At 67.4% G+C, this 8,116-nt stretch carries 9 protein-coding genes and 1 pseudogene; 6 read left to right on the plus strand and 4 right to left on the minus strand.

Going from position 1 to position 8,116, the window contains the following annotated elements; genetic code table 11:
- The 6 genes and pseudogenes from HUU94_RS11160 to HUU94_RS11185 all read left to right on the plus strand — a co-directional run.
- Nucleotides 1-442: pseudogene (locus HUU94_RS11160) on the plus strand (glutamine-synthetase adenylyltransferase); the annotation flags it as partial.
- Between the two features lie 38 nt (nt 443-480).
- Nucleotides 481-948, plus strand: a complete 468-nt coding sequence (locus HUU94_RS11165; RefSeq protein WP_174275153.1) for a peroxiredoxin — start codon at nt 481-483, stop codon at nt 946-948.
- A gap of 372 nt (nt 949-1,320) precedes the next feature.
- On the plus strand, nt 1,321-1,914 hold the full coding sequence (locus HUU94_RS11170; RefSeq protein WP_254602158.1) for a M23 family metallopeptidase: 594 nt from the start codon (nt 1,321-1,323) through the stop codon (nt 1,912-1,914).
- A 37-nt stretch (nt 1,915-1,951) separates the two neighbouring features.
- On the plus strand, nt 1,952-2,284 hold the full coding sequence (locus tag HUU94_RS11175) for a HesB/IscA family protein (protein WP_174275155.1): 333 nt from the start codon (nt 1,952-1,954) through the stop codon (nt 2,282-2,284).
- Between the two features lie 22 nt (nt 2,285-2,306).
- Nucleotides 2,307-3,083: an exodeoxyribonuclease III gene (locus HUU94_RS11180; RefSeq protein WP_174275156.1), complete on the plus strand. Its 777-nt coding sequence runs from the start codon at nt 2,307-2,309 to the stop codon at nt 3,081-3,083.
- Nucleotides 3,084-3,260: 177 nt separating this feature from the next.
- A complete protein-coding gene (locus HUU94_RS11185; protein ID WP_174275157.1) occupies nt 3,261-3,776 on the plus strand; it encodes a superoxide dismutase family protein in 516 nt (171 codons plus the stop codon).
- Between the two features lie 307 nt (nt 3,777-4,083).
- Here the strand turns inward: HUU94_RS11185 and nadB are convergent, their stop codons facing one another.
- The 4 genes from nadB to HUU94_RS11205 all read right to left on the minus strand — a co-directional run.
- Complete coding sequence (gene nadB, locus HUU94_RS11190) at nt 4,084-5,679, minus strand: L-aspartate oxidase (RefSeq protein ID WP_174275158.1); 1,596 nt, start codon at nt 5,677-5,679, stop codon at nt 4,084-4,086.
- Between the two features lie 183 nt (nt 5,680-5,862).
- The gene (locus tag HUU94_RS11195) at nt 5,863-7,329 is read right to left on the minus strand and encodes an ammonium transporter (RefSeq protein ID WP_174275159.1); all 1,467 of its coding nucleotides are present in this window, start codon (nt 7,327-7,329) and stop codon (nt 5,863-5,865) included.
- Between the two features lie 16 nt (nt 7,330-7,345).
- The gene (locus HUU94_RS11200; RefSeq protein WP_174275160.1) at nt 7,346-7,684 is read right to left on the minus strand and encodes a P-II family nitrogen regulator; all 339 of its coding nucleotides are present in this window, start codon (nt 7,682-7,684) and stop codon (nt 7,346-7,348) included.
- A gap of 125 nt (nt 7,685-7,809) precedes the next feature.
- A partial coding sequence (locus HUU94_RS11205; RefSeq protein ID WP_438827119.1) for a hypothetical protein occupies nt 7,810-8,116 on the minus strand: 307 nt, incomplete at its 5' end.

Raw genomic sequence — 8,116 nt, forward strand, 5'->3', positions numbered from 1 at the left:
CGCCCGCCCGCGCGATCCTGCCGCGCTCACCGCCGATGCGGTGAGGATGCGCGGCGAGATCGCGCGCCACAAGCCGCCCGCCGGGCCGCTCGACGTCAAGCTGGTCGCGGGCGGGCTGGTCGATGCCGAATTCACCGTGCATCTCCTCCAGCTCCGCGATCACGTCGGTCTGTCGCCCTCGCTGTCGCGGGCCGCGCGGACGCTGCAGGCGGCGGGCAGGCTCGCGCCGGGCTTCGATGCGGCGGCGGTCCTGCTCACGCGAATGCTGATCATGCTTCGCCTGCTGGCGGGTGCCGATGGCGCGCCGGGGGCGGCATCGCGATCGCTGATGGCCGGCGCCTGCGGCCACCCCGATTGGGCGGGGCTGATCGCGGCTTACGATGCCGCGCGCGCGCTGATCGGGGGGGAGTGGCGGCGCGTGGCCGGTATCGCCGAAGCCTGATAAGGCCGGAGCGATTTTCAACCGAGGAACCCGAATCCATGCTCAACGAAGGCGATGCCGCACCCGATGTCCTGCTCCAGATGGGCGATGGTTCCAGCCTGCCGCTGTCGCAACTCGGCCGCCCGCTCGTCGTCTATTTCTATCCCAAGGACGATACGTCGGGCTGCACCGCCGAGGCCAAGGACTTCTCCGATCTGCTCGCCGCGTTCGAGATGGCGGGCGCGGGGCTGATCGGCATTTCGAAGAACACGCCCAAGGAGCATAATAAGTTCATCGCCAAATATGATCTCAAGGTGACGCTGGCGACCGATGCCGACGGATCGGTGTGCGACGCCTTCGGCGTCTGGGTCGAGAAGAGCATGTACGGCCGCAAATATATGGGGATCGAGCGATCGACCTTCCTGATCGACGCGGACGGCCGCATTGCCACAGCGTGGCGCAAGGTCTCCGTGCCCGGCCATGCCGCCGAGGTGCTCGCCGCCGCCGCGGCGCTCAAGCAGGGGTGACGCAGATGTTCCTCCCCGGTGAGGGATCGGTCGCATCACGCGGGATTCGCGCCTGCCGCCCCGTTTCGCGGCGCGCTTAAGCCGCCGTTCAACGGCTCGGCGCGGCGGCAAGCCGGTCTGACGCCGGATTGCCCTGCGGAGGTTGCCCCCGCCCAAATCGACGGACAGACAGGATTCGATCGCTAGCGGGAGGGGCAATTCCACCAGCGGTTTCGTATATCCGGGTCAGCATGCGGCGGGGGCTGCGTGCGCGCCAGGAGCCAGATCGCCGGGGATAGAATGACATCAGGTCGGACGTTGATACGCGCCATCGGTGCGGCACTTCTCGTATTCGTTGCCATCCCCAACGCCGCGATGGCCGCGGATGTTCCCATGTTCGATAAAGGCGTGCGGGTCGGCGATGCCTCGCCCGCCCAGGCGGCGGCGATCGGCGGCACCGACGATCAATTCCATACCTTGTTCGTGGGCTGGCAGCGCCAGGACGCGGTCGGCCAGCCGGCGATGGCGGTGCCGTCCTCCAAGCCGCTCAACAGCGCGACCTTCACCTCGGGCTATGGCGTCCGCTCCGATCCGTTTCGCGGCTCGGCGGCGATGCACGCCGGCGTCGATCTCGCGGCCCCCACCGGCACGGCGGTCTATGCCACCGCCGACGGCATCGTCGATCGCGCCGAATGGACCGGCGGCTACGGCAATCTGGTCGAGATCGCGCACGGCAAGGGCTTGCAGACGCGCTTCGGCCATCTCTCGCGCATCCTCGTCCACAGCGGCCAGTCGGTCCATCGCGGCGACCTGATCGCACTGGTCGGCTCGACCGGCCGTTCGACCGGTCCCCACCTCCATTACGAGGTCCGCATGGACGGCCACGCGGTCAACCCCGTGCCCTATCTCCAGTCGAGCGATTATGTCGTCGCGTTGCAGCAGCGCGCGAGCAATGTCGCCCTTGGCGGTCCGGACGACGCCGACTGAGCTTGTCGCGGAAGGGTCGCGCGCCTATTTCACACATATGAGCGAGCCCGCGATCGATCTGACCACCTCCGCCGCACAGCGCGTCGCGACGATCGCCGCCAAGCAGGGCAAGCCGCCGATCCTGCGTCTCGCGGTCGAGGGTGGGGGCTGCGCGGGCTTCCAGTACAAGTTCGGCCTCGCCGATGCGGTCGAGGGCGATGATGCGGTGGCGGAGCGCGACGGCGTTCGGCTGGTGGTCGATAGCGTCAGTCTCGATCTCGTGCGCGGCAGTGCTGTCGATTATGTCGAATCGCTGGGTGGTGCTGCGTTTCGCGTGACCAATCCGGTCGCCGCCTCGGGCTGCGGCTGCGGAACGAGCTTCTCGATCTGATCATGCGGGCGGGCCGGCCGCGATGAAGATCGCGACCTTCAACATCAACGGCATCGGCGCGCGCCTGCCGCGCCTGCTCGAATGGCTCGAGGAAAGCCGGCCCGACGTCGCCTGCCTCCAGGAATTGAAGGCGCCCGACGAGCGCTTTCCGGAGCGCGAGATCGCCGCCGCCGGCTATAATGCGATCTGGCACGGGCAGAAGAGCTGGAACGGCGTCGCGATCCTCGCCAGGGGCATGGATCTGCACGAAACGCGGCGCGGTCTTCCCAACGATCCCGATCCCGCGCACAGCCGCTATATCGAGGCGGCGGTCGGCGGCATCATCGTCGGCGGGCTCTATCTGCCCAACGGCAATCCGATTCCCGGCCCCAAGTTCGATTACAAGCTCGCCTGGTTCGAGGCGTTGCTCGCTCATGCCGGAACGCTGTTCGCCACCGAGGCGCCGGTCGTGCTGGCGGGCGACTGGAACGTCATCCCGACCGAATCGACCGACGACGTCTATTCGGCGAGGCGGATGGGCGGCGATGCGCTGATGCAGCCCGAAAGCCGCGCCTGCTTCGCCCGGCTGCGCCATGCCGGCTGGACCGATGCGGTCCGCGCGATCCATCCCGCCGGCCCGGTCTACACCTTCTGGGATTATACGATGAACGCCTGGCCGCGTGACGCGGGCTTCCGCATCGATCATCTGATGCTCAGTCCCGCCGCCGCCGATCGCCTGATCGACGCCGGGGTCGATCGCGAAGCGCGCGCCAAGGAGAAAGCCAGCGATCACGCGCCGACCTGGATCAAGCTTCGGTAAAAGTCCGTTTGGCGGCACCGGCCCGCACCCCCACCCGACCTCCCACAGAGTATCCTGATTGGGAGGTCGGGTGGGGGAGCGGGCCGGTGCCGCCTGAAACTAGCTCTTCGCGAGTTTCCAAACAAATTCTGAGTCGTGCTACCGTCTTGGAACGCCGCCACCTTTGGGAGACCGATCATGCGCCTGCTCACCGCCCTCGTCCCGCTCGCTCTCATTGCCATGCCCGCGCAGGCGCAGGTGTCGCCGCACACCTTCGCGCTCAAGAATGCGAGCGGTGGATCGGCGGGCACGGTCACGCTCACCGATGCGCCGAAGGGCCTGCTGGTGCACGTCGAGGCGACGGGGTTGACCCCCGGCTGGCACGGCATCCACATCCACGAGAAGGCCGATTGCTCGGATGCCGCGTTCAAGACGGCGGGCGCGCATGTCCATTCGGCGGTTCCCGTGGTCCACGGCCTGCTCAATCCGGCGGCCAGCGACCAGGGCGATCTGACCAACATCTATGCGGGCGCGGACGGTGCCGCCAAGGCGGACATAGCGACGACGATGGCCTCGCTCGCCGGGATGGCCGGAACCGCCAAGCTGCTCGACGCCGATGGTTCGGCGATCGTCATCCACGCCAAGCCCGACGATTATACGACGCAGCCGATCGGCGGCTCGGGCGATCGCGTCGCCTGCGGGGTGGTGCGCTAGCGGCTGTCCCCTCCACGCTGGAACCGTCACCCCGGCCTTGAGCCGGGGTCCCGCTGCCTGCCGACGCTGAAGAAGAAGCGTCACCCCGGCTCAAGGCCGGGGTGACGGTTCCAGCTTGATCAGCAAAGCGCCTGAAGAATTTTTGGTTGGGGGGGGCGCCCCGCCGCCGGGGGGGATGGCTGGCGGGGCGCTTTTGAGGCCGGCGCTGCTGGGGGGGTGCGCTTTCCGGTCTCGGAATACTAAACCAACCTTCCGTCCAACGGTTCCAGGCGCGCTGAAACTTTTTTTCGAGCGCCGACACCGACGGTCAAGGCACCAGGATCGTATCGACCGCCTGCGGGAGCGTCTCGGGATGGTCGAGCGTATAGTGCAGTCCCCGGCTCTCGTGCCGGTGCAGCGCCGATCGCACGATCAGGTCGGCGACCTCGACGAGGTTGCGCAGCTCGATCAGATCGGCGGTAACGCGATAATTGCCGTAATAATCGGCGACCTCGCCGCGCAGCATGTCGACGCGATGCTTGGCGCGTTCGAGCCGTTTGGTGGTGCGGACGATGCCGACATAATCCCACATGAAGCGCCGGATCTCGCGCCAATTGTGCTGGACGACGACATCCTCGTCCGCTTCGGAGACGCGGCTCTCGTCCCACGCCCGGATCGGCGGCGGCGCGGCGAGATCGTCCCACCGCGCGAGGATATCGACGGCGGCGGCCTCGCCGAACACCAGGCATTCGAGCAACGAGTTCGAGGCGAGCCGGTTGGCGCCGTGCAGCCCCGATTGCGTGCATTCCCCCGCCGCATAGAGGCCGGGCAGGTCGGTGCGCCCGGCGAGATCGACGAGGATGCCGCCGCAGGTATAATGCTGCGCGGGCACGACCGGGATCGGCTGGGTCGTCATGTCGATGCCGAGCCCGAGCAATTTCTCGTGGATGTTGGGGAAATGCCCCTTCACGAAATCGGCGGGCATGTGGCTGATGTCGAGGTGGACGTAATCGAGCCCGAAGCGCTTGATCTCGGCGTCGATCGCGCGCGCGACGACGTCGCGCGGCGCAAGCTCCAGCCGTTCGTCGTAATAGGGCATGAAGCGCTTGCCCGTCTTCGGGTTGATCAACTGCCCGCCTTCGCCGCGCACCGCCTCGGTGATCAGGAAATTCTTGACCTCGAGATTCCACAGGCAGGTCGGGTGGAACTGCATGAATTCCATGTTCGAGATGCGGCAGCCCGCGCGCCAGGCCATCGCGATGCCGTCGCCGGTCGCGCCGCGCGGTGCCGTCGAATAGAGATAGGCGCGCCCCGCGCCGCCGGTGGCGAGGATCGTCGCGCGCGCGGTGAACAGCTCGACATGCGCGGTCTGGCGGTTGAGCGCATAGGCGCCCCAGACATGGCCCTCGCCCGAATAGCGCTCGCCATGCCGCCCGGTGACGAGATCGAGCGCGGCGCGATCGGGCATCAGCGTGATGTTGGGGTGCGCGACGGCGGCTTTCTCCAGCGCCTGCTGCACCGCCCAGCCGGTCGCGTCGTCGACATGGACGATGCGGCGGTGGCTGTGCCCGCCCTCGCGGGTGAGGTGGAGCGCGCCGCCGGAACCATGGTCGTCGGCGGTGAAAGGCACGCCGAGCGCCGCCAGCCGCGCGATCGCGCGCGGCGCTTCCTCCACCACCAGCTCGACCGTGCGCAGGTCGTTGAGCCCCGCGCCCGCGATCATCGTATCCTTGATATGCGCGTCGAACGTGTCACCCGCCTCCAGCACCGCGGCGATCCCGCCCTGCGCCCAGGCGGTCGACCCCTCCGAAAGCCCGCCCTTGGCGAGCACGCACACCTTCACCTTGTCGGCGAGGTTGAGCGCCGCGGTCAGCCCCGCAGCACCGGAGCCGACGATCAGGACGTCGAAATCATGCTCGGACACGTCAACCCTCTCTCCAACCGATAAGTCTTATCGTCGCTCCAGCGAAGGCTGGAGTCTGCCGTCAGCGTTGGCAGACAGCGGGACCCCGGAACAAGCCCGGGGTGACGAATAGGATGTCGATTGTCCCCGGCTGCCTCGCCGGCCCGTCGTTCGAGGGAGGGGCGGGCCGGACCCGCCCCGGCCTCAATAATGATAGGCGCGCTCGCCATGCTCGGCGATGTCGAGGCCCTCATGCTCGACTTCCGGCGAGACGCGCATGCCCCACAGCCTGTCGATCGCGAAGAACAGGATCGCGGAGACCACGCCCGACCAGATCAGCGTCGTCGCGACGCCCTGAAACTGGATCCAGAGCTGGTGCGCCGTGTCATAGGTCTCCGCGACGAACAAGGTGCCCGGCTTGCTGCTGTAATCGGGGATGCCCTGGCCACCTAATTGGGGATTGGCGAGGATGCCCGTCATCAGCGCGCCGGTGATCCCGCCGACGCAGTGCACCCCGAACACATCGAGCGAATCGTCATAGCCGAACGTCGCCTTCACCTTGGTGACGAAGAAGAAGCAGATCGGCGAGACCATCAGGCCGAGGATCACCGATCCCATCGTGCCGGCGAACCCCGATGCGGGGGTCACCGCGACGAGACCCGCCACCACGCCCGAGACGGCGCCCAGCAGCGAGGGCTTGCCCTTCACCGCCTGCTCGACGAGCACCCACGACATGCCGGCGGCGGCGGTGGCGATCATCGTGTTCATGAAGGCGACCGAGGTGACCCCGTTCACCTCCAGATTGGAGCCGGCGTTGAAGCCGAACCAGCCCACCCACAGCAAGGAGGCGCCGATCATCGTCATGGTCAGCGAATGCGGCGGCATCGGCTCCTTCGGATAGCCGATCCGCTTGCCGATGATCAGGCAGCCGACGAGCCCGGCGATGCCGGCGTTGATATGGACGACGGTGCCGCCGGCGAAATCGAGCGCGCCCTTGGCGAACAGCCAGCCCGCATCGGCATTGGCGGCGGCGAGCGCCGCGGGCCCCGCGAGCGCCGCCTTGGCGACTGCATCGGGCCCTTGCCAATACCAGACCATATGCGCGATCGGAAAATAGACGAGCGTCACCCAGAGCGCCACGAACAGCATCAGTGGCGAGAATTTCACGCGCTCGGCGAAGCTGCCGATGATCAGCGCCGGCGTGATCATCGCGAAGCTCATCTGGAACAGCACGTAGGTGAGCTCGGGAATATAGACGCCGTTCGAGAAGGTCGCCACCCGGGCATTGGCATCGACGCCCTTCAGGAACAGCTTGGTGAAGGGATTGCCGACGAACGGGCCGTAGCCGGTGAACGCCTCCGAATAGCCCCAGCAGACCCAGATCACGCCGACCATGCAGACGATCATCAGAACCTGCGTGAGCACCGACAGCATATTCTTGGCGCGGACGAGGCCGCCGTAGAAGAGCGCGAGGCCGGGGATCGCCATCATCAGAACCAGCAGGGTGGAGACGAGCATCCAGGCATTGTCGCCCTTGTCGACGGTCGCGGCCGGGATCGGTGAGGCGGCGGGCGCCTGCGCGAGCGCCGGGTGGGAGAGGAGCGCGGCCATGCCGATCGCCCCCAGAGCGCCCAACATCCTGACCGCCGATATCCTGGTCGAAAGCTTCATATTCCCCCTTCCCCTTTTAGAGAGCCGTCTCGTCGGTCTCGCCGGTGCGGATGCGCACCACCCGGCCGATTTCGAGCACGAAGATCTTGCCGTCGCCGATCGCGCCGGTCCTCGCCGATTGCTGGATCGCCTCGACCACGCGCGGCGCGAGATCGCTCGCGCAGGCGACCTCGACCTTGATCTTGGGCAGCATGTTGGTGCTGTATTCGGCGCCGCGATAGATTTCGGTCTGGCCCTTCTGACGGCCGAAGCCCTTGACCTCGGTGACCGTCATGCCCTGCACGCCCAGCGCAGAGAGCGCTTCGCGCACCTCTTCGAGCTTGAACGGTTTGATGATCGCTGTGACGAGTTTCATTCAGCCTCCCTGCTGCTTCATGACGCGCTCCGGCGCAAGATATGTGCCAGGTCGGCGCAAGGCGTCGCATCGCCCGCGAACCGTCCGCCGACCGCACAGGGCTTGGGCAGCCGCCGGGCTCTGCCTCAATTTCGGGCAGCAAGCGCGGCGCGAATCCGCGGCAATGCGGCGATAGTCGCGGCGCGGCCGAGTGCGATGAGCTCGGCGGCGCGCGTGAAGGCGCCCGTCGAAAGATGGCCGATCGCGGGGCGGATCAGCACGTCCGGCGGATCGAGCGCGATCGCCGCGCGGGTCTGCTGCGCCATGATCGTCAGGAACGCGGCGCCCATCGTCTGGAGCGCGGACAGCGGGCGGCGCCCGGCGGGGCCGGGGCGCGCCGCGGCATCGAGCAGGCTGACCGCGACCAGAGGCAGCGCGGGGGCGATAGCCCGC

Source organism: Sphingomonas bacterium, from assembly GCF_903644055.1.
Taxonomy (GTDB): domain Bacteria; phylum Pseudomonadota; class Alphaproteobacteria; order Sphingomonadales; family Sphingomonadaceae; genus Sphingomonas_I.

Bases quoted from the DNA above. Each gene is read 5' to 3' on its own strand.
- HUU94_RS11165 (WP_174275153.1), top strand. From the start codon at position 481: ATGCTCAACGAAGGCGATGCCGCACCCGATGTCCTGCTCCAGATGGGC.
- HUU94_RS11170 (WP_254602158.1), top strand. From the start codon at position 1,321: ATGTTCGATAAAGGCGTGCGGGTCGGCGATGCCTCGCCCGCCCAGGCG.
- HUU94_RS11175 (WP_174275155.1), top strand. From the start codon at position 1,952: ATGAGCGAGCCCGCGATCGATCTGACCACCTCCGCCGCACAGCGCGTC.
- HUU94_RS11180 (WP_174275156.1), top strand. From the start codon at position 2,307: ATGAAGATCGCGACCTTCAACATCAACGGCATCGGCGCGCGCCTGCCG.
- HUU94_RS11185 (WP_174275157.1), top strand. From the start codon at position 3,261: ATGCGCCTGCTCACCGCCCTCGTCCCGCTCGCTCTCATTGCCATGCCC.
- HUU94_RS11195 (WP_174275159.1), bottom strand. From the start codon at position 7,329: ATGAAGCTTTCGACCAGGATATCGGCGGTCAGGATGTTGGGCGCTCTG.
- HUU94_RS11200 (WP_174275160.1), bottom strand. From the start codon at position 7,684: ATGAAACTCGTCACAGCGATCATCAAACCGTTCAAGCTCGAAGAGGTG.